25 protein-coding genes and 1 pseudogene are annotated in these 24907 nt (G+C 43.1%); all 26 read left to right on the top strand.

The genetic code is table 11. From position 1 onward, the window contains the following. Window positions 1-20: 20 nt before the first annotated feature. Complete coding sequence (locus tag A3GW_RS0109260; RefSeq protein WP_018369009.1) at window positions 21-323, top strand: type II toxin-antitoxin system RelB/DinJ family antitoxin; 303 nt, start codon at window positions 21-23, stop codon at window positions 321-323. Continuing rightward, entirely contained in the window at window positions 323-661 is a 339-nt protein-coding gene (locus A3GW_RS0109255) for a type II toxin-antitoxin system RelE/ParE family toxin (protein ID WP_018369008.1), read from the top strand. The genes A3GW_RS0109260 and A3GW_RS0109255 overlap by 1 nt, the downstream gene beginning before the upstream one ends. Before the next feature lie 53 nt (window positions 662-714). Beyond that, on the top strand, window positions 715-1998 hold the full coding sequence (locus A3GW_RS0109250) for a phage portal protein (protein ID WP_018369007.1): 1284 nt from the start codon (window positions 715-717) through the stop codon (window positions 1996-1998). After that, the gene (locus A3GW_RS0109245; protein ID WP_018369006.1) at window positions 1991-2689 is read left to right on the top strand and encodes a head maturation protease, ClpP-related; all 699 of its coding nucleotides are present in this window, start codon (window positions 1991-1993) and stop codon (window positions 2687-2689) included. Before A3GW_RS0109250 ends, A3GW_RS0109245 begins: the two co-directional genes overlap by 8 nt. Window positions 2690-2700: 11 nt before the next feature. After that, window positions 2701-3921: a phage major capsid protein gene (locus A3GW_RS0109240; RefSeq protein ID WP_018369005.1), complete on the top strand. Its 1221-nt coding sequence runs from the start codon at window positions 2701-2703 to the stop codon at window positions 3919-3921. Then, a complete protein-coding gene (locus A3GW_RS0109235; RefSeq protein ID WP_018369004.1) occupies window positions 3918-4190 on the top strand; it encodes a head-tail connector protein in 273 nt (90 codons plus the stop codon). The genes A3GW_RS0109240 and A3GW_RS0109235 overlap by 4 nt, the downstream gene beginning before the upstream one ends. Then, window positions 4190-4534: a head-tail adaptor protein gene (locus A3GW_RS0109230; protein WP_018369003.1), complete on the top strand. Its 345-nt coding sequence runs from the start codon at window positions 4190-4192 to the stop codon at window positions 4532-4534. The genes A3GW_RS0109235 and A3GW_RS0109230 overlap by 1 nt, the downstream gene beginning before the upstream one ends. Beyond that, window positions 4521-4880 carry a hypothetical protein gene (locus A3GW_RS0109225; protein ID WP_018369002.1) on the top strand — a complete coding sequence of 120 codons (360 nt, stop codon included), beginning with the start codon at window positions 4521-4523 and terminating at the stop codon, window positions 4878-4880. The genes A3GW_RS0109230 and A3GW_RS0109225 overlap by 14 nt, the downstream gene beginning before the upstream one ends. Continuing rightward, complete coding sequence (locus A3GW_RS0109220) at window positions 4877-5194, top strand: hypothetical protein (RefSeq protein ID WP_018369001.1); 318 nt, start codon at window positions 4877-4879, stop codon at window positions 5192-5194. Before A3GW_RS0109225 ends, A3GW_RS0109220 begins: the two co-directional genes overlap by 4 nt. Before the next feature lie 9 nt (window positions 5195-5203). Beyond that, window positions 5204-5776 (top strand): major tail protein, encoded by a 573-nt coding sequence (locus A3GW_RS0109215; RefSeq protein WP_018369000.1) that lies wholly within the window; start codon window positions 5204-5206, stop codon window positions 5774-5776. Window positions 5777-5787: 11 nt separating this feature from the next. Next, on the top strand, window positions 5788-6207 hold the full coding sequence (locus tag A3GW_RS0109210) for a hypothetical protein (RefSeq protein WP_018368999.1): 420 nt from the start codon (window positions 5788-5790) through the stop codon (window positions 6205-6207). A gap of 189 nt (window positions 6208-6396) precedes the next feature. Next, a complete protein-coding gene (locus A3GW_RS0109205; protein ID WP_018368998.1) occupies window positions 6397-9450 on the top strand; it encodes a phage tail tape measure protein in 3054 nt (1017 codons plus the stop codon). Continuing rightward, window positions 9447-10169, top strand: coding sequence for a hypothetical protein (locus tag A3GW_RS0109200; RefSeq protein ID WP_018368997.1), 723 nt, complete (start codon window positions 9447-9449; stop codon window positions 10167-10169). The genes A3GW_RS0109205 and A3GW_RS0109200 overlap by 4 nt, the downstream gene beginning before the upstream one ends. Continuing rightward, the gene (locus A3GW_RS11290) at window positions 10169-14215 is read left to right on the top strand and encodes a phage tail spike protein (protein WP_018368996.1); all 4047 of its coding nucleotides are present in this window, start codon (window positions 10169-10171) and stop codon (window positions 14213-14215) included. Before A3GW_RS0109200 ends, A3GW_RS11290 begins: the two co-directional genes overlap by 1 nt. 10 nt (window positions 14216-14225) lie before the next feature. After that, a complete protein-coding gene (locus A3GW_RS0109190; protein WP_018368995.1) occupies window positions 14226-14438 on the top strand; it encodes a hypothetical protein in 213 nt (70 codons plus the stop codon). Further along, a complete protein-coding gene (locus tag A3GW_RS0109185; protein WP_018368994.1) occupies window positions 14431-14778 on the top strand; it encodes a hypothetical protein in 348 nt (115 codons plus the stop codon). Before A3GW_RS0109190 ends, A3GW_RS0109185 begins: the two co-directional genes overlap by 8 nt. A gap of 3 nt (window positions 14779-14781) precedes the next feature. Further along, window positions 14782-15186 (top strand): phage holin family protein, encoded by a 405-nt coding sequence (locus A3GW_RS0109180; RefSeq protein WP_018368993.1) that lies wholly within the window; start codon window positions 14782-14784, stop codon window positions 15184-15186. Next, window positions 15183-16595, top strand: coding sequence for a glucosaminidase domain-containing protein (locus A3GW_RS12245; protein ID WP_018368992.1), 1413 nt, complete (start codon window positions 15183-15185; stop codon window positions 16593-16595). The genes A3GW_RS0109180 and A3GW_RS12245 overlap by 4 nt, the downstream gene beginning before the upstream one ends. A gap of 131 nt (window positions 16596-16726) precedes the next feature. Continuing rightward, window positions 16727-17983, top strand: a complete 1257-nt coding sequence (locus tag A3GW_RS12085; RefSeq protein ID WP_026216682.1) for a recombinase family protein — start codon at window positions 16727-16729, stop codon at window positions 17981-17983. Then, window positions 17886-19238, top strand: a complete 1353-nt coding sequence (locus A3GW_RS0109160) for a recombinase family protein (RefSeq protein WP_083907141.1) — start codon at window positions 17886-17888, stop codon at window positions 19236-19238. The genes A3GW_RS12085 and A3GW_RS0109160 overlap by 98 nt, the downstream gene beginning before the upstream one ends. Before the next feature lie 150 nt (window positions 19239-19388). Beyond that, window positions 19389-20603, top strand: coding sequence for a DUF3800 domain-containing protein (locus tag A3GW_RS0109155; RefSeq protein WP_018368989.1), 1215 nt, complete (start codon window positions 19389-19391; stop codon window positions 20601-20603). A gap of 685 nt (window positions 20604-21288) precedes the next feature. Beyond that, window positions 21289-21384, top strand: a pseudogene (locus A3GW_RS12080) (DNA recombinase); the annotation flags it as partial. Beyond that, a complete protein-coding gene (locus A3GW_RS12175; protein WP_336884520.1) occupies window positions 21379-23157 on the top strand; it encodes an AAA family ATPase in 1779 nt (592 codons plus the stop codon). The pseudogene A3GW_RS12080 and the gene A3GW_RS12175, both read left to right, overlap by 6 nt. A gap of 96 nt (window positions 23158-23253) precedes the next feature. Continuing rightward, window positions 23254-24204: a helix-turn-helix transcriptional regulator gene (locus A3GW_RS0109145; RefSeq protein WP_018368987.1), complete on the top strand. Its 951-nt coding sequence runs from the start codon at window positions 23254-23256 to the stop codon at window positions 24202-24204. A gap of 98 nt (window positions 24205-24302) precedes the next feature. Next, window positions 24303-24740 carry a DnaA ATPase domain-containing protein gene (locus A3GW_RS0109140; RefSeq protein WP_018368986.1) on the top strand — a complete coding sequence of 146 codons (438 nt, stop codon included), beginning with the start codon at window positions 24303-24305 and terminating at the stop codon, window positions 24738-24740. A gap of 42 nt (window positions 24741-24782) precedes the next feature. Then, on the top strand, window positions 24783-24905 hold the full coding sequence (locus A3GW_RS12135) for a hypothetical protein (RefSeq protein WP_018365282.1): 123 nt from the start codon (window positions 24783-24785) through the stop codon (window positions 24903-24905). Window positions 24906-24907: the final 2 nt, after the last annotated feature.

Raw genomic sequence — 24907 nt, 5'->3', positions numbered from 1 at the left:
AAACTCAAAGGAGAAATAGTATGGGAAAAACAGCTACTCTAAATGTACGTGTTGATTCGGATGATAAATTGAATGCAGAAAGTGTCTTGAAAGAGCTTGGAATGCCTATGTCTACATTGATTACCTTATTGTTGAAGCAGGTTTCTATGACACGAAGCATTCCATTCGAGATTGCTTTACCTCAGGCCCCTGCTTCTGTGGATGTTTCATCTCTGTCTGCTAGTGAACTGAAAGACCTGTTGGTGCAGAGCTATCACGCAGCGGATCAGGAGGAAACAATTTTGGCGGAAGATTTTTTCAAAGGCTTTAAAGGGGCAAATTAATGATTGAATATCCCGTGAGATTGACAAAACAAGCCAGTGATGATCTGACTGCCATTTATCGCTATATTGCTGTAGAGCTACAATCTCCCTTAACAGCAGATAAAAATATCCGCCTCTTTGAAAAATCTATCAAATCCTTATCAACGTTTCCAGAACGTTGTCCGATTCTTGAAGGGTTTGAGAGTGAGAACATTGAGATTCGAAAACTTATTGTTAAAAACTATGTTGTATTTTATCGGTTTGTTGGAGAGGTTGTAACTGTACTTCGAGTGTTACATGGTGCTTCTAACATTGAAAAACTATTGAAAGATATTGCAGAAGACAATGATGTGAACTGATATTGGCATCTCCAGTTGGAGGTGCTTTTTCTTATGCAGAAAAAGGAGGACTTATGGGAATTTTAGAATGGATCGGTTTGAAACGTGTACGAGACAAACCGCAAAATGCTTATGAGGGTCAGGATTTTTCCTACCTCTTCGGTCGGACAACCAGCGGTGAGAATGTGGATGAGTTCAAGGCCATGCAGACGACGGCAGTCTATGCCTGTGTGCGGATACTGGCTGAGGCAATAGCCTCTCTCCCTCTCCATGTTTATGAACGGACACCAACAGGAAAGTTCAAAGCCATTGACCATCCCCTCTATGCTCTTTTACATGATGAGCCAAACCCAGAGATGACCTCCTTTGTCTTTCGTGAGACCCTCATGAGCCATCTTCTGATTTGGGGAAATGCCTATGTCCAAATTATCCGAGAAAGAAGCGGAAAGGTCATGAGCCTTTATCCCTTGTTGCCAGATAAGATGACAGTTCATCGTGATGACAAGGGAGAGCTGTTTTATCTCTATGAGCGACAGACCGAGGAAAACCCCAACTTCATGAACAAAGGAAAGGTTGTCCTTCAAGCAGAGGATGTGCTTCATATCCCTGGTCTTGGTTTTGATGGCTTAGTCGGCTATTCCCCAATTGCCCTTGCTAAAAATACCATAGGGATGACCCTAGCGACTGAGAACTACGGGGCTTCCTTCTTTAAGAATGGGGCCAATCCAGGCGGTGTCTTGGAACACCCTGGTATCCTCAAAGATCCCAAGCGGGTTCGTGATTCATGGAATGCGGTCTACAATGGGGTATCAAATGCCCACAAGGTAGCTGTCTTAGAAGAAGGGATGAAGTATACCCAGATTGGAATCCCACCTGAAGAGGCTCAATTCCTACAGACCCGAAAGTTTCAAATCAATGAAATCGCACGTCTCTACCGTATCCCACCTCATATGGTAGGGGATTTGGAGAAGTCATCCTTTTCTAACATCGAGCAACAGTCCCTCGAATTTGTCAAATATACCCTAGACCCTTGGGTGGTTCGTTTTGAACAGGCACTCAAGAGGTCTCTTTTTTTACCCGAAGAAAAGAAGCGGTACTTTGTCAAGTTCAATGTGGACGGTTTGCTTCGTGGAGATTACCAGAATCGGATGAACGGCTATGCGATTGCTCGACAAAATGGCTGGCTATCCACCAATGATATCCGAGAACTAGAGGACTTGAACCTCTTGACGGAAGAAGAGGGTGGTAATCTCTATCTTATCAACGGAAACATGACCAAACTAAAAGATGCAGGAGGCTTTATGACACAAGAAACAATATCGATTGAACAAGCGCCAGAGGAGGAAACTGATGCGTAAATTTTGGAATTTTACTGAAGATGATGTGGGCAGAACCCTTCGGATTGAGGGGCAGATTGCGGACGAGACCTGGTTTGGGGATGAAGTGACGCCCCAAATCTTCAAGAGTGAACTCTTATCTGGAAAGGGGGACTTGACCCTCTGGATTAATTCCCCAGGCGGTGATGTCTTTGCGGCGGCTCAAATCTATAACATGCTGATGGATTATCCAAGTGATGTTCATGTTTACATCGATGTCTTGGCCGCAAGTGCTGCCTCGGTCATCGCTATGGCTGGCACCACGGTATCCATGAGTCCTGTCGCCATGATGATGATTCATAACCCCTGGACCGTTGCTCAAGGTGAGGCCCGTGATATAGAGAAGGTCATTGCCATGCTTTCTGAAATCAAGGAGTCTATCATCAACGCCTATGAGTTGCGAACAGGGCTTTCACGAACCAAGCTCTCTCACCTCATGGATAGTGAGACCTGGTTCAATGCTAAAAAGGCTGTCGAGCTTGGCTTTGCGGATACCATCCTCTTTTCTAAAGAGGAGAAACAGGATGGAGCAGGAGACGCTTTTGTCTTCAGCCGAGTCTCATCTCAAAAAGACTTGATGGTGAAGCTCCAAGCCACCTTGATGCCGACACCACCTCAACCGTCTATCCCTTTCAATCAGTTGGAAAAACGATTGAACTTGCTTAAACCCTAAAGGAGAACGATATGTCTAAAATTTTGGAACTAAAAGAAAAGCGGAACATTGCTTGGGAGGCTGCCAAGGCTTTCCTAGAAGACGCTCGAAAAGCTGATGGTCAGGTATCTGCCGCAGATGCAGAGGCCTATGACAAGCTGGAAGAAAAGGTGGTCAACCTTGGCAAAGAGATTGAACGCTTGGAGCGTCAAGAAAAACTGGATAAGGAGTTGTCCCAACCAGCAGCACAGGCTCTGACCAGTCAGCCTTCCGCCAAAATCCCTGAACAGGATGAGGAAGAGGAGCTTGACAGTATTGCGTCAAAAGCCTATACCAAAACCTTCTGGTCCAGCATCCGCAAACGCCATTTCTTTGATGTCAAAGATGTGCTGCGTGTCGGTGAAGATTCAGAGGGTGGTCATCTCGTACCAGATGAGTATGAGAAAAAATTGATCCAGGGGCTTCAGGAAGAGAACTTCTTCCGTCAATTGGCCACAGTGATTAAGACCTCTAGTGGTGAACGAAAAATCCCTGTTGTTACTGGACACGGCACAGCCTCTTGGTTGGATGAAAATGGTCTTTACCCTGAAAGCGATGAAGTCTTTGGTCAAGTAACCCTTGATTCCTACAAACTGGGGACAGCTATCCGCATTTCTGAAGAATTGATTAATGATTCGGTCTTTGACTTGGAGTCCTATATGACGGCAGAGTTTGCTCGTCGCATTGGTACGGAAGAAGAGAAGGCCTTTTTGATTGGGGATGGCTCTAAGAAACCAACTGGTATCTTCACCACAGCTGAAGTGACTGGCCCTACCACAGCTACCAAAGACATCACCTTTGATGACATGATTGAACTCTACCATGCCCTGCCTGCTCCTTACCGTAAGAATGCCGTCTGGATTCTTCATGACACAACGGTCAAAGCCATTCGCAAACTAAAGGACAACAACGGGAACTACATCTGGCAACCTTCTACTCAAGTTGGTCAGCCAGATATGATTCTGAACCGGCCGTATTTCACATCAACCTTTGCGCCCCTTCCTGAAGCTGGCAACAAAGCCATTGCCTTTGGGGATTTCAGCTACTACTGGATTGCGGACCGTCAGGGACGCACCTTTAAGCGGCTCAATGAACTCTATGCGGCCAATGGTCAGGTTGGGTTCTTGGCCAGTCAACGGGTAGATGGTAAATTGGTGCTTCCTGAAGCCGTTAAAACCTTGACTGTCAAAGCTGGATCGAGGTCAGGCGGATGAGGCTAGAGGACATCAAGCTTTATCTCAAGGTAGAACATGATGAGGAGGACAGTCTCTTGTCCTCTTTCTTGTCTACTAGTAAACAGCTTTGCCTTGATGTGCTCCGAAAATCTGAAGCAGAACTGACTGAAGATGAGGTGGCTATTTTTGAGACGGCTGTTCAGTATGGTGTCGCCTATCTCTATGAACACCGAGAGAATGGCAATCATAAGGAACTGAAAGAAACCCTCTATCATCTCTTGTTGTCAAACCGTAAGGAGGCGTTTTAATGGAAATAGCTGGATTGCGAGAACGAGTGAATTTTGAAGGTGCTGGTCATCATCAAGATGAGGTTGGGAATGACCAGTCGACTTATCAGTTACTTTTGAGCCGCTGGTCTAAGGTAGAACCGTTGTCCAGCAGGGAACGTGAGGCTCTAGGTTTGGTTGAACGTGAAGAAGTCCTTTCAGTGACACTCCGATATGACAAGGCTATTGAGGCCTTCGATACCAGGCAGGTACGTTTGTCTTTTGATGGAAAGGTCTATAACATTCATTCGATGGAGAATTTAGGCTTTGAAGATAAGACTATCCGCTTAAGGGTAACGAGGGAGGTGAGTCATGAACAACCTTGATTTAGCATCAGCCATTGAAGCTGAGTTATCAGACTATGTTGATGATGTCACAGAAGTCATGCGACTGGCTGTTCTTGATGTCACAGACCAGGCTGTTGAGACCTTGAAGGTTACCTCACCGAAAAGGCGTGGGAAGTATGCCAAAGGTTGGACATCAAAAGTCATAGAGGATAGCCCGACAGGCCTCGTTAAGACGGTTCATAACAAGACGGCAGGACTAACCCATTTACTTGAAAATGGATACGCTAAGGCAGGTGGTGGTCGAGTGGAGGGGATTCCTCATATCGCACCTGCAGAAAGGGAAGCCATCCGTCAATTGGAAAAACGATTGGAGGACAGGTTATGACCCTAAAAGACTTCTATCAGCTCGTCAAAGCCCTTGGTTACCCTCTAGCCTATCACCATTTTGAAGAAGGGCGGGTGATTAGCCCGCCCTATCTCTTGTATTGGGTATCGGGTTCTGAAAACAAGGGGGCTGACAACATGGCCTACCACAAGCAGGTTGAAGTGGTGCTTGAAGTCTACACCAAGACCAAGAACCTGGAATTGGAAGGTCAGGTGGAAAATCTGCTTGACAATCATCACATTTACTTTGACAAGGTAGAAACCTATCTCTCCACAGAGAAGCTCTACCAAGTCACCTATCACATCACACTATAAGGAGGCCTTATGCCAACAGAAAAGAACAAAGTCACCTTTGGTCTGCAAGATGTCCACTGGGCAGAAGTGACCAAGGAAGCTGCCGATGGTGCTCTGACTTATGGCAAAATCGAACACCTAAGAGGAGCTGCGGAATTGACCTTGGAGCCTACAGGTGAGTCAGGCTCATATAAGGCAGATAATATCAACTTTTATAAAACGGAATCCAATGATGGTTATCAGGGAACACTCAAAGTAGCCCTCTTATCTCAAGAGTTTCTGACACGGGTCTTGGGAGAGATTGTGGATACGACCTCAAAGGTCATGACGGAATCCGCAAGCAGCGAGAAGAAGAACTTCGCCCTCATGTTTCGGTTTGAGGGGGACAAGAAGGAAACCCTCCATGTTCTTTATTACTGCTTTGCCAGTCGCCCTAAGTTTGGGTCTAAGACCAAGAGTGGGGCAGATATCAACGAGGTGGAGTTGAATTTCTCAGCTAGCCCAAGACCACTGGATAAAGTGGTGCGTCGTAAAACAACAGAAGACACCCCAGACGAGATTCGCAACAACTGGTTCAAGTCTGTTTATGAACCTGCAGGATAAAAGGAGAAGCCATGAAACAAACCATACAACTGGCTGGTCGAACCATTCATTTGGCGACCAATGCCTATACACCGATTGCCTATAAGGAACAATTTGGCAAGGACTACTTCCAAGACCTCTTTCAGATGTTACAGGGAAAGGCTATTTTAGATAAGGTCTCCAATTTGCAGGAAGGCGAAGAATTGACCGCTAAGGATGTCGATATCTCCGTCCTCTCCGACTTTGATATGACCTTCTTTCATCGACTCTTTTGGACCTTTGCCAAGTCTGCTAACCCTAAGATTAAGGGCTATGAAGCCTACTTTATGGATCTGGAGGAGTTTCCTCTTGAGGATATTGGTCCAGTTCTCATGAACATGCTTAGTCAATCCATGTCAACCAGAAAAAAGTCGATAGCTCGCCAGAAGCGAGCGAGGAGAGCTTTACGGTAGAGTCTTACCTGTCTTGTTGCAAGGAGACTGGTCTATCAATAGACGACCTCAAACACCTCTCTCTTGGCATAGCACTCGACTATCAGACAGACTATGTTCTTCTTCGGACACAGGAACAAAGGACGACAAGGCAAGCGACCCAAGCTGACTTTGATAGCTTTTAGGAGAACTTGAGGAAGGAGGAAAGTCATGGCAGGAAAAATTAAGGGAATCACCATTGAGATTGGTGGCGATACCCAACCCTTACAGAAGGCCTTACGTGGAGTAACCAAGGAATCTCAAGAAGCCTCGAAGGAATTAAAGGCTATTGATAAGGCTCTCAAATTTGATACTGGCAATGTGACTCTTCTGACTCAGAAACAGGAGGTTCTTCAAAAGCAGGTCACAGCAACCAAAGAGAAGCTGGAGATTCTTCGTCAGGCCCAAGCTCAGGTGGAACGCCAATTTCAAAATGGTGAGATTGGGGCAGACCAATACCGTGCCTTTAAGCGAGAGCTTGAGGTCACTCAAAGCGTTCTAAAGACCTATGAGGGTCAACTAGCAAGTGTCACAAAGGCCATGACCAGCCATGGTGATAGCACACAAACAGCTAAGACCAAATTATCAGGGCTTCAGGACGAACAAAAGCAACTGGCATCTGAAAGTGAAAAGCTGGTATCTTCGTTTAAGCTCCAAGAGAGTCAACTGGGAAAGAACGCTAGCGAATCAGAAAAACTGGCCTTAGCTGAGAAGAAGGTTGCTTCTCAATGTGATCTACTGGAACGTCAGATAAAGAACCTAGACCAGCAACTAGATCTTACTAAGCAGGCCTATGGTGAAAACTCTGTCGAAGCTAATAAGCTAGAAAAGACCCTAAATGAGACAAAGACTGCCTATCAAAACCTACAAGGTGAAATGGAGGAGCTGGGGCAATCCAGCCATTCCGCAAAGGATGGATTGAATGAGACCAATGCTTTGTTAAAGGCGGATTTACTTCTTGAGTTCTCCGATCGACTCGGTGAGCTGTCGCAAAAGCTCATTGATTTTGGACAACAAGGTTTAGAGGCCTTTCGTCAGATTGATGAAGGGATGGATATCATTGTCACCAAGACTGGAGCAACAGGTCAGGCACTTGAAGAGATGACAGGCATTGCCTCTACCATTGCGACGACCTTGCCGACTTCCTTTGAAGTCGCTGGACAGGCAGTTGGTGAGGTTAATACTCAATTTGGGCTGATGGGAGATAGCCTTCAGATGACGGCTGAAGACTTGATTAAGTTTTCAGAAATCAACGGATCGGATGTGACACAAAGTACCATTCAGTCCAAGCAGGCTCTTGAAGCCTATGGTTTATCGGTTGATTGGTTGAGTGATGTTTTGGATAGTGTGACCTATGTGGCTCAAGCAACGGGTGTTTCTGTTCAAGATTTGATGACCAAGACCATTGATGGTGCTCCTCAAATTAAGGCATTAGGGCTTGAGTTTGGGGAAGGCGTAACTCTGATTGGTCAGTTTGAGCAAGCAGGGGTTGATTCCTCGGCCGCTCTCTCTTCTTTATCTAAGGCAGCAGTTGCTTATGCTAAGGACGGGAAGACCCTAGAAGAGGGCTTGAGGGGGACCATTGCACAAATCCAGTCGTCAACGAGTGAGACAGAAAGCTTGACCATTGCTTCAGAGATTTTTGGGGCGAAAGCTGCCCCTCGTATGGTGGATGCCATCAAACGAGGGACGTTTAGTTTTGAGAAATTATCTGAAACCGCAAAGAACTCCGCAGGAGTTGTCGGTCAGACCTATGAAGCAACGTTAGATCCGATTGACCGCTTTACAGTCGCTCAAAATTTAGCGCTTGAGGCGATGGCAGAAATTGGCGGTATCATCGCAGAAGTTCTTGCCCCAGTTTTTGAACTTCTAGCAAGTCTCTTACGTGATGTAGTTACTTGGTTTGCAGGTCTATCACCTCCAATCAAAACTGCAGTTGTCGTGATTGGTAGTATTGTTGCCGTTATTGGCACGCTTTTGCCTATTATTCTCGGTGTGGTGGTTGGGGTGCAGACCTTATTGCCTCTTCTATCTGGTTTAGCTGCCAGTTTTGCGCCAATCATTGCCCCGGTTTTGGGAGTCGTCGCAGCAATTATAGCGCTTATCGCCATTTTTGTGACCCTCTGGCAGACCAATGAGGGATTTCGAGATGGTGTCATGTTGGCTTGGCAGGTCATTTCTGACACTATTAGTCAGGTTATCACAGCCATTTCTAGCTTCATAATGACCATTTGGGGGCAGTTGGTGACCTGGTGGCAGGAAAACCAAGCCCTGATTCAAGAGAGTGTCCAAATTGTTTGGGGAGCCATTCAGACCATTATTGAATCGGTCATGACAGTCCTTGGACCGTTTTTAGAAGCCACTTGGTCTAATATCCAACTCATCATCACGACAGCTTGGGAGGTGATGAAGACCTATGTGGAAACAGCCATCACGGTCATTCTTGGCATCATTAAGGCCATCATGCAGGTTATTACTGGTGACTGGTCTGGAGCTTGGGAAACCATTAAGGGTGTATTTGAAACCGTTTGGCTGGCAATCCAGTCTATTGTCCAGACCATCCTTTCAGCTATTTCTCAATACATCTCAACAACCTGGTCAGCTATACAGGCAGGTATGAGTGCGGTGATGTCTATTATTTCAAACCTAGTGTCCAATGCTTGGCAGGGCATATCATTAACCATTAGCGGTATCTTATCAGGTATTGCAGGAACGGTATCTTCTATTTGGGAGGGCATCAAGTCTTCCATTTCCAATGCCATCAATGGGGCAAAAGAAGCAGTATCGTCTGCCATCAATGCCATCAAGAACCTCTTTAACTTCAAATTCCAATGGCCCCATATTCCGCTTCCTCATTTTAGTATTTCAGGTTCCGCAAATCCTCTGGACTGGTTAAAAGGCGGCTTGCCAAGTATCTCTGTGGCTTGGTATGCCAAGGGAGGGATTTTGACTAAGCCAACTGCTTTTGGGATGAATGGGAATCAACTCATGGTTGGTGGCGAAGCAGGTCGTGAGGCCGTCTTGCCACTTAACCGTTCGACCTTGGGTGAGATTGGTCGAGGCATTGCGGAAACTATGGATCAAACACCGATTACTATCTCAGTAAGCATTAGCGATACTGTGGTGCGAGAAGAAGCTGATATTGTCCGCTTGGCAGATGAGGTCGCAAGACGACTTAGCCAAGCCCTCGAACGAGAGAAAGGATTGAGAGGAGGATACGCATGATTAGACACAATGCTTTAACCGTTGACGGAGTTTCAACCAGTAGTTTTCCTTTTAAGGTTCTGGTTGAAGAAGGTCCCACCTATGTAGTTAGTGATTCTAAAACCAAGCTCTTGGAACATGATGGGATTAGTGGAGCGCTGATTCAAAGCAATCGCCAACGAGGCCTGATGAGGTTAGCCTATACCCTATATTTGGTGAAACCCACAGAGGCACAACTGTATCAGTTCCTCAGCCTGTTTTCAAAAGAAGGTTTTTGGCTGGAGCGAGAACAGGTGAAAACCACCAAGCTCTGGTGTTACCGAGTAGAGGCTGTTTCTAGTCAGAAGGATAAACTTGGCGTGATGGTGGTGTCTGTGACCTTTGTTTGTCACCCCACCAAGTATTTCAAGACTGTGGATAGACAGATCTTTACTAGCAATGGGACCTTACGATTACAAGGATCTGCACTTGCTTTTCCCAAGATTACAGTAAGCGGTTCTTCAAGCGGAGAGACACGCTTTACAGTTGGCGACCAGGTTATCGGTTTGTCTCGACTTAATGAGACCTTGATTATGGAAAACAATCCACAACAACCGTCCTTTTTAACCAGTAGGGGACAAGCTGTCCAGTGGTCAGGGGATTTTATCACCCTTGATCCCAGTCAAGGGAATGCGGTTGGCGTTGTTTTGGGAACTGGGATTTCATCCTTGGTGGTTGAAACGGTCTGGGGGTGGGCTTGATGTTATTTCTTTTGGATAAAATGAGTCGAACCAGTAGGTGGAATGGTCTGCCTTTACATGAAGCGAGTTCAGCTGTGGTATCTGAAACCCTAAATGGTGATTTCAAACTGACCATGTCTTATCCTTTGACAGACACCAAGGTCTATCAGTTGCTTGAAACAGACAAGCTTATCAAGTCCCCAGCTCCCTTATTGGGGCAACAACTCTTTCGGATTCGAGAGGTGGTAGAAGGAGATGATGCGGTAGAGGTTGTGGCTTATCATATCACCGATGATATCATGCGACGGTCTATCAAACCGCTCGCTCTTCATCAAGTCGGTTGTCAGATAGCTCTGAGTCAAGTGGTTATCAAAAGTAAATCCTCTCTCGCCCCATTTTCCTTGTCTAGTGATATCGCAAGTCTCCATACCTTTCAAACGGATAAGGCCGAGACCCTCTATTCGGTTTTACTAGATGGCAAGCACTCCATTGTCGGTACTTGGGAAGGGGAGTTGGTTCGGGATAACTTTTCATTAGCCATTAAGGCTAGGCGAGGGGAAGACCGAGGTGTCGTTATTTCAACGCATAAGAATTTGAAGCGATATGAGCGAAAACAAGGGAGTCAATCGGTCATTACTCGGATTCACCTGCGCTCAACTATCAAAGAGGGAGAAGATGACCGTGTTCTGTCTCTAACATTGGATAGCCCTCTTATTAACCACTATCCCTATATCCAAGAAGCAGAGTTTGAGAATAACACCCTCAAGACTCTGGATGAGCTTAGACAATGGGGTGAGGCAAAGTTTAGGCATGAGAACATTGATAAACCGAGAGATGCCATTACTATTGAGGCTTACGAGCTTGATGGGCAAGTGGTTCATTTGGGAGATTGGGTTCGACTGAAAAGCCGTAAGCATCAGATTGATTTGTCTAAACAGGCGATTGGCTATGAGTATAATGCCTTAACTAAGGCATATATCTCATTGACGTTTGACGATAAGGCTTCTGTCGGTGGTTCATCGCTGTCCAGTCCGCTTTCCAGCTTTGCGAAAGAGGTTCTTAGTGCAGCAGATACTGCTCAAGAACTAGCCATCAAGGAAGCCGTTGATAATGCCAATCGAGCCTTTGAAGTTGCTTTTGAACAAGGAAAACAAGAACTGGAAGAAGGTATTGAGCAAGCTAAAGCCAAGGCAGAGGTGGTTCAAGCAGAAGTCCAGCAGGCTATCCAAAAGGTGGACAATCAAGCACAAGACTTATCTCGACAAGTCGTGGCATCAGAGACCAAAACCAATCACCTCCTCCAACAAGTCGGCGTTTCCACTTCACTTGCGACAGCTGCCAAGGAGGCGGCTGATAGCGTTAGGCAGGAATTGGCGAGACAACTGGTGAGTTTGGCAACGAAGGAGAGCGTCTCTGTTTTGAATAGAAGCCTTGATGATGCCAAACGTGACCTTTTGGCTAAGGGGAACCAATTGACTGGTCTTGTGAGGGAAGTGACTCAACTTCAAACGGATGCTGGCGGATTGAGAACAACAGTCACTCAACTGGAGCGTACAAAAGCAGGGTTGAGCCAACAGGTTCAGACCTTGGAACAAGACTTGAGTGGCACGAAACTGAGTCTTAAAAATATCTGGGTGGGTGATCGAAACCTCTTGTCTGATACGGAAAAGATGAGTGACCAAAATCCAAAAAGAAACTCAAGCGGAACGTTATCCACCATGTTTGGTCGAGCGGTAAAGCAGGTGTTTCAGCCTGCCAACAGTACCACTATTATAGAGGGCTACAGGCGTGCGACTACCATTGCTCTTTACGGAGATAAGGAGCTGATAGTCTCATTTTATGCCAAGGCTTCTACTCGTGGTCAAGTTATCAGATGCCAGCTGTTAGATAATCGCAACATCATCAAACTAGCAGAAACTTCCACAGGCCATCAGAGTGAGTCTGGTGATGGACTGGTCACTTTTCCGATAACAGATGGATGGTTGCGCTACTGGATTCGCTACACTTTTAAGCAAGGGTGTTACGATACACCAACCGTGGTGTTAGGCAGTTTGGACAGTAACCCCTCGAATCAGGAGAGGTGGGTGGAGATAAACTCCCCAGCTGTCTATCAGGGGCATCATAACAAGGACTGGTCACCATCCGAGGTGGACATCAAAACGGAGATGGCGACTTACCAACAGACCATTAGTCGAAACTTGGCAGAATTATCGGGTCAAGTTCGAACGGTTGATGGCGGGTTAACCAGTCTTAAGACCAGCTATGACCAGACCAAGGAAGGGATAAAACTTCTTGCGACCAAGGCTGAAATGAGTAGCCTTACCGGACGACTAAGTACCGCAGAAACGAGTATTACCCATCAAGCAGGTTTGATTAGTCAACGTTTGACCAGTAGTCAGGTAGAGAGCTTAGTGAATGGGAAAGGTTATCAAACTAAGGCTCAAGTTGACAGCAATATCACAGGACGAGGTTATCTGACATCGAGTGCTCTTTCTGGTTATGTCCCAACGACTACCTTTGACAATTACAAGCGAGAAACCGCTCAATCGATTGAACGGGGCTTGATTGAGACGAGGAGTCTAATCCCGACCAAGACCAGTTCGGTTAATCTGGTTTTAAATTCTAGGATTAATGAATCCTCCAGCAACTATGGTTTTGGGACAAGGCAGGTCTCTCTGGAAGCAGGAAAGACTTACTATTTTACTGCTCGTGCTAAAAAGACAGGTGGCACGAGCGACAAGAAAACAGCCATCTTCCTCTACACGTCTAACTGGAGCGAGAGCTATCGTTTGGAGTTTACAAGTACGGTTTATGAAACCAAGAGTTTAAAAGTGATGCCTCGTTCAGCAGGTGTCTTTTTGATTTCCTCTTATTGGTTTCCAAGTGGCGGAGACCGCAGTGGCACAGCTGATGTGGACTGGTATCTGGTAGTTGAAAGTGACCTTGAACCCACTTATTGGTCACCGCATCCGAGTGACCTAACACTAGCAGCGGATTTTAATCAAGTGAAAGAGACAGCTCAATTGTACGAGCGAGTTTTGGGGCGAACGGAAGGAGATGTGACGACCAATATGTCTCGCCAAGTCATGACCAGTTCCCTCTTTCAAACAGAGGTCAAAAATCCCCTAACTACTGCGACCACCAAGGTTCAACAATTGGCAGATTCTTGGGCAGTTAAGTATCTGACTAATAGTGGGACAGTACTGAGTCAGCTGAATGTCAATACAGGTGGGGTAAAAATTCAAGGTCGCTTGATTCACTTGAATGGCCAGACGCTGATTGATAATGGGGTGATAAAGAATGCCATGATAGAAAGCCTTCATGGCGGGAAAATTACGGCTGGATCCATCACCTCTATTATTCTTGCGGCAGAGGCCGTTACAGCCGATAAGCTAAAAGTCGATCAGGCTTTCTTCAATAAGCTCATGGCTAACGAAGCTTATTTGAAGCAACTTTTTGCCAAGAACGCCTTTATTACTCAGGTTCAGTCCGTTACCCTCTCAGCCAACAAGGTTTCAGGAGGTATCTTGACTGCCTTAAACAATGCCATGAGTATCAATCTTAATCAAGCTAACATCACCTTTAATAATGATGCGACAGTGACCTTTAACTCAGCTAATAATGCCTTAGTGAGACGAAAAGGCACGCATACCGCTTTTGTTCATTTCAATGATGTCAGCTCTTCCAGCGATGGAGGGGTTGGGAGCCTCTATGCCTCGATTGGAGTGACCTCGTCAGGCGATGGGATAAACTCTGCCTCATCAGGACGTTTTTGTGGGGCGAGGTTCTTCCGTGGGGCTAGAGGAACAGCCCATGCGGCTACCGTTGACCAGGCAGAGGTCTATGGCGACAGCATCATCTTGAAAGATGATTTTTCCCTTGGACGAGGCTTTAAGTTTACACCCACCACTATCGGCAGCATGATCGATATGAACTATCTTGTCGGAGCAGTCAGAGCACTGGCACGGTGCTGGATTCATTGGAATAATATCGGCTGGGACCCCAATAACATGGATATGCGACGAGCCGTTATTAACGAATACAACAATCACATGAAAGATTTATAAGGAGAACGATATGACCGACCAAGACTTGATTCAAGCTCTTCGCTTGACCATTACAGAACTCAGCACCAAGTTGGCAGATGAATTGACGACTAAGCAACTTCTAGCCATTCAATTGGCAGAAAGTCAAGAAGCTAATCAGGCACTCAGTGCACAGATTGCGGAGCTGGAAGCCTTACTTGAAGGGGCAACCCAACCACAGACAGGAGGAAAAACAGATGACTAAAGAAACCATTCAGGATAGTTTTGAGCAGGCTCAGGTCATTGAGCCTTTTGATTTGGCGACAGCCTTATCTTATATGAACACTTATGGGGAGTTCATTCGTTGCATCAAGGGAGACCTTGATTTTTACTTTTATAAGGTCACAGAACAACGCCCCGTTTGGGTAGAAGGCCGACGACAATGGGTATCAATTGAGACCATGAAAACCAGTACCCAGTGGCAAGGAGCAGTCCCACAGTTGGACATTTCGCTTTTGAATGAGAAGTGTTTCTATCTGATGCGTTTTACAGAAAACGGTGAGCCGATTTGGGAACATCCAGATACAGCAGTAGAAGTGAGGTAGGACATGAAAACAGTGATGACAGTGAATCAACTTTTATTTTCCACGATTGGTGGCCTTATTGGTCAGGTTTTTGGCAAGGTTGACGGTGTACTCTTTGCCTTGGTCGTATTTGTGAGCATCGACTACCTGACTGGACTTATGGCGGCTATCGTCGAGAAGAAGCTCTCCAGTCGGATTGGCTTTAGAGGCATCTTTAAGAAGATTGTCCTCTTTTTCTTGGTGGCAGTCGGGCATATCATTGATACTCGCCTAATTCAAACAGGAACTAGTATTCGAACAGCCATCATTTTCTTTTATTTGAGTAATGAGGGTCTATCCATTTTAGAGAATGCGGTACGGATTGGATTGCCTATTCCAAGGCAGTTGAAACTGATTCTGAAACAATTTCAAGAGGAGGAAGAGCAGTGACATTTTTAGAACGCATCAAGGAAGGGTGTTTGGCAGGTTGGCAACATGGGATTTTGCCTTCTGTGTCAGCGGCACAAGCCGTTTTAGAAAGTGGCTGGGGACAGTCAGCGCTTGCCCAATCCCCTAATCATAACCTCTTTGGTATTAAGGCTAGTGGGGATTGGACAGGCAAGGTGGTTCGCCTCCCCACTCAAGAGTTCCGTCAGGGGAAAATGGGAATAGAAGTCGCTAGCTTTCGGAAATATGATTCTTGGGAGGCATCCATTATAGACCATGCGGTCTTTTTCTCCTCAACCGACTGGCGACGCAGGAACTATGCGGCAGTTATTGGAGAAAAATCCTATCGCAAGGCTTGTTTGGCTTTACAAGCCGCAGGTTATGCGACAGACCCCAACTATGCAGTAAAGCTCATTGCTTTGATTCAAGAACACCAACTTTATGAATGGGATAAATCCCTCCAACAAGAGACAGTAAAAGGAGAACAGAAGATGGGTAAACATTTAGTGATTTGTGGGCATGGCAAAGGTCCAAGCGGTTATGATCCAGGGGCGGTTAATCGCTCATTAGGGATTACAGAAGCGGATAAGGTTCGTGAGTTCGCTCAGTTGATGGCGGTCTATTCAGGTAATCAGATTGACTATATCACAGACCAGAATGTCTATGATTATCGTAGTCTAGGTAGTATTGGTAAGGGTTATGACTCCATTACAGAGCTTCATTTCAATGCCTTTAATGGTCAGGCTCGTGGGACGGAGATTTTGATTTATGCAGGCTATCAACCAGATAGTCTGGACCAGAAACTTTTAGCAGCTCTTTCTAGTCGCTTCACTAACCGAGGCATTAAGAAGGTGGAATGGCTTTATAATGCCAACGTTGCCGCTAGCAAAGGCTACAACTACCGCTTGGTAGAGATTGCTTTTATCGATAACCATGCGGACATGGCCATTTACGAGGCACACAAGCGGGTTCTGGCCAAGGAGTTCGTACAGGCTATCACGGGTCAGGTGTCTGCCTTTCCCAGTACTGCCAGTTCAGCTTCCCAGTCTAGTTTTCGCTATCACCTTGGGGATAGCGTTCGGGTGGAGAAGCATGCGACGCATTATCAGACGGGTCATCCCATCAAATCCTTTGTGAAGGGGAAGAGCTATAGGATTATTCGGGTCAAAGAAGTCAACCAATCCAATAGCAAGTACGCTTACCTGTTAGAAGGTATCAATTCTTGGGTCTTAGAGCAGGACTTGGCTCCTTCAACTCTTGGCCATAGTGAACAGACCTATACCGTTCAAAAAGGGGACACTTTATCAAGCATTGCCAAGCGTTTTAAGACCACCTATCAAGAACTCGCTCGCATCAACAGCATTCCTGACCCTAACCGTATCAAGGTAGGGCAGGTCTTGAAGTTGGTTTAATCGCACCTTATTTTTGACATAAAGATGCCGTTTGAATAGCTCAAAAACGGCATCTTTTTACTTATATTTAAGCCCTTATGACTTGATAAATAAAGGCTTTAGAGTGATATATAGTGGTAGGAGGAAAACAGATGACGGTTCGAAAAATTGAATCTAAAACAAGGAAACCGAAGCGATTAAGGGTTTGTGCTTATATTCGAGTATCGAGTATGGAAGAAGAACAGCTGGCGTCGTTTGAGAACCAAATTGCCTACTATCACAATCACTACAAGGATAGAAGCGATGTCGATTTTATTGGTGTGTTTATGGATAGGGGGATTTCAGGTAAGAAAACAGCTCGACCAGAATTTCAACGGATGTTGGAGCTTTGTCGGCAAGGTCGGATTGACGGTATTCATACCAAGTCCATCAGTCGATTTGCACGAAATACGGAAACCATTCTGAGTGTCAGCCGTGAGTTGAAACTCTTGGGAGTAGACATCTTCTTCGAAGAGCAAAACATCCATACCCTCTCTTCAGAAGGAGAGGTCATGTTAACAGTGTTAGCCTCCTATGCGGAGGAGGAGTTAACCAGCCACAGTTTTAACGTGAGATGGGGCTATCAGAGGAAGTTCCAACGAGGTGAATTCCATATAAACGCCAAGCGGTTCTTGGGCTATGATGTCGTAGATGGGCAGTTGGTTATCAACCAAGAAGAAGCTGAGATTGTCAGGGGTATTTTTGAAGCTTATATTTCAGGCAAAGGGGCAAATCGTATTGCCAAAGAGCTGAATGCGAATCAGGTGCCGACGGTAACCAATCGTCAGTGGCACGAAAGCACCATCCGAAATGTATTAAGTAACGAAAAGTATAAAGGGGATTGGCACTTTCAAAAATTCTATACCCCATCACTTGGTCACCAAACGCAACTGAATCAAGGACATGTGGATAGCTATTATATGGAGGACCACCACCCAGCTATTGTTTCCAAAGAATTGTGGCAACAAGCCCAGGAGTGCCGACAGAGGCGAAATGGGACAACAAACCCAGCGGTTTATGCCAAACGCTATCCCTATACAGGAAAGCTCTTCTGCCCTTACTGTAAGAAAAGCCTACGCCGACAGCTTCCCTATCGCACCCCCACTTGGATGTGTGCGACTTATCTTAAACAGGGGAAGTCAACCTGCGAAGGTATAAAAATCAAAGAGTCCTTATTGGATAGTTGGAAACTGGACTTAACAAAACAATACACCATCAAAAAGAAGGAGAACGACCGTGGCAAAGCAGATTACACTTATACCTGCCAAGAAGGTGCAGGTGGAGACAACACACCAACTCGCCCCCAAGTTGAGGGTAGCTGCCTACTGTCGAGTGTCCACCGACCAAGACGAACAGCTATCAAGTTATGAGAACCAGGTGCGACATTACCAAGATTATATCGCCCAGCATGACGATTATGACTTGGTAGACATTTATACCGACGAGGGGATTTCAGGAAACAATACTAAGAAGCGTGAGGGGTTCAACCGCATGATAGCCGACTGTAGGGAAGGTAAAATTGACCGCATCCTAGTCAAGTCTATTTCTCGATTTGCGAGAAACACCTTGGACTGTATCAAGTATGTCCGTGAACTCAAGGAGCTTGGGATTGGGGTGACTTTTGAAAAGGAGAACATCGATAGCTTGGATGCCAAGGGCGAAGTGCTTCTTACCATTTTGTCCTCCTTAGCACAGGATGAGTCACGCTCCATTTCAGAGAATGCGACTTGGGGTATTCGAAAACGGTTCGAGCGAGGAGAAGTACAAGTCAATGCGACCAAGTTCATGGGTTACGACAAGGATGAAGAGGGTAAGCTCATCATCAACCCAGAACAAGCCCAGGTGGTAAAAGACATTTATGACATGTACCTTGACGGGTATAGTCCAGAATTTATAGCAAGGTATTTCAACAAGGAAGGCGTTAAGGGGTGGTCAGGCAAGGCAAACTGGTGTCCAGGAGCAATCCTCAAAATGCTTCAGAATGAGAAGTACAAGGGGGACGCCTTACTACAAAAGACCTTCACAGTTGATTTTTTGACAAAGAAACGAGTTCAAAATGATGGTCAAGTCAACCAATACTATGTGGAAGATAGCCATGAGGGTATTATTGATGAGGAGAATTGGGAGACAGTTCAATTAGAAATCGCCAGGCGTAAAACCTACCGAGAAGAACATCAGCTCAAGTCCTATATCATGCAGAGTGAGGACAACCCATTTACCACCAAGGTGTTCTGCGGAGCCTGCGGGTCAGCCTTTGGACGAAAGAATTGGGCAACCAGCCGAGGCAAACGTAAGGTGTGGCAATGTAACAACCGCTATCGCATCAAGGGAGTGGAAGGGTGTTACAGTAGCCATTTGGATGAGGCGACACTCGAGCAGATTTTCCTAAAGGCATTAGAGCTACTGAGCGAGAACATTGATTTGCTTGATGGCAAGTGGGAGAAAATCTTGGCAGAGAATCGACTGCTTGACAAGCACTACAGCATGGCATTGAGTGACCTGCTTAGGCAGGAGCAGACAGACTTCAACCCCTCAGATATGTGCCGAGTGCTAGACCATATCACGATAGGACTTGATGGCGAAATAACCGTTTGTTTCCTGGAAGGAACTGAGGTAGATTTATAGAGTAGATGAAAGGCTGTGACGACAGTGGGATGCCATTGTGGTTACAGCCTTTTTTGCGTTTTTGTGGTAAAATATGAAATAGAAGAATATCAAAAGATTTTACTTTTTTATAGGGTTAGGATTTAATAATAATAATGATGAGGTAAGTAGATGTTACACTATTTTTTTCAAGATGAATCATTTCATGATTTAAAGGTTACATTGAAAAGAGGTGAGCTAAACTTTGAACAGCTTAGTGCTTCTCCGTATTTTATTAATGTATTTCTGGGTTTCTCTAGTGAAACATACACTTATGTAAAAGAATCGTACTTAACATGGGAAAATGACAATAAGAGGTTCCTAGGGATAAGTAACCAAATTGAATTTAAAGGGGACTCTATTAAAGCTAAAAATTTTGAATTTGGAATTGCCTCTATGGATTTGAGGTATATAAACTTTTACAATTATTTGTTCAACCTTTTAATGGAGCATGATATACATCTCCAAATATCTACAACCAACAAATTAGAATTTCTTTTATCCAATACTTTTAAGCAAATCTTTTCAAGAATCAGAGATTCCTATGGAAATGATTTCCTATATAAGTTTAAATACTCTTTAATAAAAATTATTGATCGTCATCGAACAGGTAAGTTAATTGAACTATTTTTTGTTGAGGATGTAGATAGCAGTGCCATAGTTTCTGAGATAGATGCAATATTAGATAAAATCATTAGAGAGGAAGGGGATCTTCCTCATTTATCTCATGAGGTAAAGACTGCAAAATTTTTCAAGGAAATTCTAGGGGAATCCTCTTTTGTAGTTACTAGTTATAATAGTTACAATTGGGATTATAATTGGTCTTTTGATGGTCTTGATAATCTATTATCAGAACTTCGTTTATTAGATAAAAATATTGTATTAATTTTAGATGGGAAAAGTAGCAGAACGGATGGTATGTATACTGTAGCAAGAGAGAGGTTTTGCTTTTCTGAAATACATAGAGAAGAATCGGAACATCATGTTGGGATTAGGATAGCTGACTTTCTATCAAATTTTATTGGAAGAATAATAAGAAATCTTGATTTAGATATTAGTACAGCTAGTATTTTAAACTTGACCTATATTGATGAAAAGTGGTTTGATGTAAGAAAAGAAGGATTTGAATGCTATAAAAAAATTGGTGGTTTGCTGAGAAAATACCAGTCTGTATATTGGACTACTCAAGTTGGCATCTATTTTGATACTGCAATTTTATTTTATAAATTTATAGATTATTTCTGTAGTTTCAATAATTATGAAGCATATCGTTCTATTTCTAATAAAGAGCATACAGAAAAACTAAATGAGATAGTTTTGTATGCTATATCGAGTCGCTTTAATTAACAAATTTTGGCATAGAGTGGTATGATGAAAAATGTACTTTAATTGCTTCAATAAATAAATTCCGTTCCACAGTATAATCTTAAAATCACTTTAAGCCCCTTTCGTCTATTAGTATAGAAGAAAGCTCTCAGCACATTGCGAAGTTGTCGGACTGTTAGAGAAATCCGCAGATTGATAGCCCCTTGTGCCTTTGTATTTTAAGGCACAAGGCTAAAACAGTCCACTGGACTATTTTACTCCCACAGACGCATCACGTTGAGGTAGTTGGTTTGCTGGTGAAAGCCTAGAAACCCTTGAATGAAAGGGTTAGTGAAAAGCCTTGATTGCAAGGATTGAACTTTGGGGTTGGGAAGTATCAGAGTGAGTAATTTTTTGGAGTGAGTAGAAGTGATAGCAAGAAATTATCAAAATCTATTTCCATTAACCCTGTGGGTATGTGTTTGTTTCCATTGACAAGGAGTTTGTGGGAATAGAAACGTCCCCACCTTGTTGTTTGAATCAAGTGAAGTGTAGTTGAAGGAAATCTGTTGAAAGCAATACTGCATTTTACCGAATAAGTAATAATTTAGGCAACTTCAAATCGTTTTAAAAAAAAAAAACTATTTTAAAGGTCAAGAGTAGACAAAAATTGTCCACTCTTTTTTGTAAACTCAATTTATCAATAAATGAAATGAGGGAATGTAAAATGAAATATTTTGAGGTTGAGTTAGAAAATCCTGATGAATTTTTAAAACTACAAACAGAAGATTTTGTGAAAGCTCATCGCTGGCTACTTATGAAGGAGGGTGAAACATATTATCTAATTACGCAAGATGATTACAGTAAGAGAGAAATGATTGAAAAATTTAGAAGTGTTTTTGAGAAAAAGGTTTATCTAGATAAGTTTGATAAGTTGACGGAAACTGATTTTTTAAAAAAGCTCGAGAAAAGTCATCGTGCTGACCTGATCAAATTTTTACTCAATAGTCGTAATGATACACAGTATTCAATGATGATACCTAACGCTGAAAAGTTAGAGGAATTAAATAGTATTATTGGTTTAACAGATTTTAAAAATGCAATAAAAGAACTCGTCGCCTATGTATCATTCCAAGATAAAATAAATAGTCTCGAGAAGCAAAGGCATTTTTATATTTTTACAGGTGAACAAGGTTCAGGGCGAAAATTTGCCATCCAATTCTTGGAATCTTTATTTGGCTTGCGAGCAGTTGTCGCGAACTGTAAAGAGTTTTTCCTTCCTAAAATAACAACTGAAGATTTTCCTGTGGTTTACGATTATTTCTCGGCAAGAGCAAGGCCAAAAATCGAATTTTTTGAAAGTCTTCGTCAACATGAAGGGCACACATTAGCTATTTTTATGACTAATAATTTTGAGGAGGCGAAGTCAATTGAAAAAGAGCTGTCAGAAACAGCCTATAGGATTTCAATTGTCCCTTTCCCAGATTACCAGCAAGAAGAGCTAGCATCTATTGGTAGGATGATGCTAGCAAAGAAAATGATTCGCGTTAACGATGATGATTTTAGAAATGTGATATCCAAAAAGTCGAGTATAAACAATGCAAGAGATATTCGACAATTAGTTCAAGAGATTATTGAGTTCGCTGTCCAAAGTGGGTTTGATCCCTCTGATGATAAGGAGATGCATTTAGAAAACTTTTTAATCACTCCTGAAAGTCAGATTGGACTCAAGAAGACGCCAGAAGATACTTTGCGAGAATTGATAGGATTGAAAGCAGTCAAAAATTTATTGTCTCAGCAAATAGCTTTCAATAAAGTCAACTATCTTAGAAAACAGCATGGAGTTATTAACGAAACTAGTAACCATCATCTTGTTTTTTCTGGAAATCCTGGTACAGGAAAGACAGAAGTTGCAAGACTTTATACAAAGATTTTGTATAATAACAAGATCATTCAAGAAGATAAATTGGTTGAAGTAGGCCGTGCGGATCTAATTGGAGAGTATATTGGTAGTACTGCTCCCAAAGTTAAAAACGTATTTGATAAAGCTAAAGGTGGTGTTCTTTTTATTGATGAAGCCTACAGTTTAATTCCTAGGCACGAAAAAGATTATGGACATGAAGCTATTGCGACAATTATTCAGGAGATGGAAAATCGGAGAGATGAGGTCTTAGTTATTTTTGCGGGCTACGAGGATTTGATGAAGGAGTTTCTTGATATAAACCCAGGTCTATCTTCTAGGGTTTCTCAGGAAATCATATTCGAAGACTACTCTTCTGACGAACTCTTTGCTATCTTCGAACTAATGATTTCGAGAAAACAATATCATTTGACGGATGACTGTAAGAACAAACTCTGCCATCACTTTTCAGAGCTAAAACCCGATAGTCATTTTGGGAATGCTCGCTATGTCCGAAAACTTGTTGACCATATTATTGTTTGCCAGGCGCAGAGGGTTATCAATATGGAGGATAGTCATTTATCAAATCTAGAGATTTTGAGTCTAGTGACACTAGAGGATATTGTGAATGCTCTGGAAAGTTTTGAAACAAATAGTCAAATCTCAATTCCAGTAATTGGATTTGGTAGATACTGAAATGATATTTTTAACGGAACTATCAATCTAGAAAAGGTGGAATGCTTGAATATAAACTGTTAGAGATGTTATAATTTTTTTAGAATTGAGGTAAATATGAACGATCAAGAACGCTTACTAACGATTTTTCTACGTTTGCAATCAGGTGCTCATCTTTCTAAGTTACAGTTAGCCGATGAGTTTGGAGTTAGTGAAAAAACAATACAGAGAGATTTCTCTCTTTTAGGGAACTTCTTGGAATCGCAGCCAATAGTTGCAGCGGAACTTGTCTATGATGCAAAATATCATACCCGTTATCTAAAAGGCAAATCCTTATTTAATAAAAAGGATATTTTGGTTATATCAAAGATTTTGTTAGAGAACCGTTCTTTGAACAAAGACGAAAATAAGTCTCTGATCGATAGTTTGTTGGTTTTAACCTCTAAAGAGGAACAAAAAGAGGTTTATCAAATTATTGCGAGTGAGTTACTACATTATGCACCATTGTCTGATACTCAAAATCGGATTGATAAAATTTGGGAATGGTCGGAAATGATACGTAAAGAGTTGGTTCTAGATATTCGGTATCAGTCACCTTATAATACCGAAAAACAACATACGATTCTTCCTGTATCCTTATACTATGATGTACATTACTTTTATGTTGTAGCATATAATTTGGCTTTCGAGTCATATATGACCTTAAAACTAGATAGAATTATAGATTGGAAAGTATCAAAAGAAAAGAAACCGCAGATATCTTATGGGAGGAAGTTTCGTGATGGCGAAGTACGGAACAAACGTGTTGATCCATTTATGGGACGAGAGTTGACGATTAGAGTTCTATTTTCTTTTGATCCTACCATTGTAACGGATCAATTTCCAACAGCCAGGATCATTGAACATACTCCCAACGGAGTTATCGTTGAATTTATTAGTCAAGACACTCCAGGGTTGAAACGCTGGCTGCTAAGTCAAGCAGATGCTTTGACAGTGCTTTCACCTGCTATTTTAGTGGACGACATGAAGAATTTTCTCAAAAAAATGCAACAAAATTATGACAAATAGAAATAGGTGGACAAATATTGTCTACGGAATCTTTTATAATAAACTTATCAAGAAAAAAGAGGTATGAAAGATGAAACTACTTAACAAGAATCAGACGTTTGAGAATTTTTTCGGTCAATGATGGAAATGCTTGGTCTATTGCTGCATTAAAAGCTGTTGTCAAGGACAAAAAACGCTACAATCCAGTCTATATTTACGGCGAAGAGGGAGTTGGGAAATCTCATTTGCTAAATGCTACAAACAATGCACTGCTATCTGAACAAAATCAGGTAATTTTGTTATCAGCAGAAAATTTAACCTATCATTTGGTAGAAAATCTTACATATTCCGAATTTGACCATATCTTAATTGATGATTTGAATCAAATGCCTAAAGATGATGTTCTTGAAGAACAGCTAGCAAAGCTGATCGAAGCAAACAAGAAACAGTTTATTATTTCTTCAACTGTTGCCCCAAATAGCCTGGAAGTTTCTAGCAAATTACAGGAACGGTTACAATGGGGATCAACAACAAGTATCGTTTCAAAAAATCAATGATATGTAAATCAAAATGTTCTCAATTGAAAGGAGACTATTAACATGCAAGAATGGATTGTTGTTGATCAGTTTGGTAATATGATTGCACAAGGGTTCTATGATAAACAATCAGCTGAATTTTATGCAAAAAATATTCCAAATGCTAGTGTTGAAAAGAAAAGATAGTG

The organism is Streptococcus entericus DSM 14446 (genome assembly GCF_000380025.1).
In the GTDB taxonomy this organism is placed as follows: Bacteria; Bacillota; Bacilli; order Lactobacillales; family Streptococcaceae; genus Streptococcus; species Streptococcus entericus.
The sequence above is the reverse complement of the archived record's forward strand: the minus strand, read 5'-3'. Positions and strand labels throughout refer to the sequence as shown.

Coding starts and splice junctions, on each gene's coding strand:
- A3GW_RS0109180 (WP_018368993.1), top strand. CDS start 14,782: ATGAAAACAGTGATGACAGTGAATCAACTTTTATTTTCCACGATTGGT.
- A3GW_RS0109210 (WP_018368999.1), top strand. CDS start 5,788: ATGAAACAAACCATACAACTGGCTGGTCGAACCATTCATTTGGCGACC.
- A3GW_RS0109220 (WP_018369001.1), top strand. CDS start 4,877: ATGACCCTAAAAGACTTCTATCAGCTCGTCAAAGCCCTTGGTTACCCT.
- A3GW_RS0109155 (WP_018368989.1), top strand. CDS start 19,389: ATGTTACACTATTTTTTTCAAGATGAATCATTTCATGATTTAAAGGTT.
- A3GW_RS0109235 (WP_018369004.1), top strand. CDS start 3,918: ATGAGGCTAGAGGACATCAAGCTTTATCTCAAGGTAGAACATGATGAG.
- A3GW_RS0109190 (WP_018368995.1), top strand. CDS start 14,226: ATGACCGACCAAGACTTGATTCAAGCTCTTCGCTTGACCATTACAGAA.
- A3GW_RS0109200 (WP_018368997.1), top strand. CDS start 9,447: ATGATTAGACACAATGCTTTAACCGTTGACGGAGTTTCAACCAGTAGT.
- A3GW_RS0109255 (WP_018369008.1), top strand. CDS start 323: ATGATTGAATATCCCGTGAGATTGACAAAACAAGCCAGTGATGATCTG.
- A3GW_RS12085 (WP_026216682.1), top strand. CDS start 16,727: ATGACGGTTCGAAAAATTGAATCTAAAACAAGGAAACCGAAGCGATTA.
- A3GW_RS12135 (WP_018365282.1), top strand. CDS start 24,783: ATGCAAGAATGGATTGTTGTTGATCAGTTTGGTAATATGATTGCACAA.
- A3GW_RS0109250 (WP_018369007.1), top strand. CDS start 715: ATGGGAATTTTAGAATGGATCGGTTTGAAACGTGTACGAGACAAACCG.
- A3GW_RS0109260 (WP_018369009.1), top strand. CDS start 21: ATGGGAAAAACAGCTACTCTAAATGTACGTGTTGATTCGGATGATAAA.
- A3GW_RS0109205 (WP_018368998.1), top strand. CDS start 6,397: ATGGCAGGAAAAATTAAGGGAATCACCATTGAGATTGGTGGCGATACC.
- A3GW_RS0109245 (WP_018369006.1), top strand. CDS start 1,991: ATGCGTAAATTTTGGAATTTTACTGAAGATGATGTGGGCAGAACCCTT.
- A3GW_RS11290 (WP_018368996.1), top strand. CDS start 10,169: ATGTTATTTCTTTTGGATAAAATGAGTCGAACCAGTAGGTGGAATGGT.
- A3GW_RS0109240 (WP_018369005.1), top strand. CDS start 2,701: ATGTCTAAAATTTTGGAACTAAAAGAAAAGCGGAACATTGCTTGGGAG.
- A3GW_RS0109215 (WP_018369000.1), top strand. CDS start 5,204: ATGCCAACAGAAAAGAACAAAGTCACCTTTGGTCTGCAAGATGTCCAC.
- A3GW_RS0109230 (WP_018369003.1), top strand. CDS start 4,190: ATGGAAATAGCTGGATTGCGAGAACGAGTGAATTTTGAAGGTGCTGGT.
- A3GW_RS0109225 (WP_018369002.1), top strand. CDS start 4,521: ATGAACAACCTTGATTTAGCATCAGCCATTGAAGCTGAGTTATCAGAC.
- A3GW_RS12175 (WP_336884520.1), top strand. CDS start 21,379: ATGAAGGAGGGTGAAACATATTATCTAATTACGCAAGATGATTACAGT.
- A3GW_RS0109145 (WP_018368987.1), top strand. CDS start 23,254: ATGAACGATCAAGAACGCTTACTAACGATTTTTCTACGTTTGCAATCA.
- A3GW_RS0109185 (WP_018368994.1), top strand. CDS start 14,431: ATGACTAAAGAAACCATTCAGGATAGTTTTGAGCAGGCTCAGGTCATT.